Source organism: Rhizobium ecuadorense, assembly GCF_001187535.1.
Classification (GTDB): Bacteria; Pseudomonadota; Alphaproteobacteria; order Rhizobiales; family Rhizobiaceae; genus Rhizobium; species Rhizobium ecuadorense.
Map to the genome: position 1 here is coordinate 1 of NZ_LFIO01001809.1, position 351 is coordinate 351.

Annotated in this window: 1 protein-coding gene; it reads left to right on the forward strand. The window is 59.3% G+C overall.

The window, feature by feature from the left end:
- Positions 1-351: DUF599 family protein (locus AF337_RS38525; RefSeq protein WP_152971362.1), on the forward strand; the 351-nt coding region annotated here is incomplete at both ends.

Here is a 351-nt window from a genome sequence, read left to right on the forward strand (position 1 = left end):
CAGCATCCTTCTTCGGATCCGCCAATCTCATCGTCATCGTCGGGCTGAGCGGCGCGTTGTTCATGGAGCCGAACTATGGATCGGGTGGCCTGATTGCGATGTTTGCGGCTCAGGACCCCGCGTGGTTTTTCCAGTGCAAGGTCTTGTTGGTCATGGCCACACTGCTGCGGGGACTATCCGATTTCATCTGGGCGGTCCGGCAGATCAACTACTGCCTGGCGGCGATCGGGGCGAGCCCATCCCGCGATGAAGACCGGGACATCGCCAGCTGGACAAACGCCCTGACCCTGGTTTTGAACCCTGCTCTTCGATCCTTCAGCGTCGGTGTCCGATCTTACTACTTCACCGTTG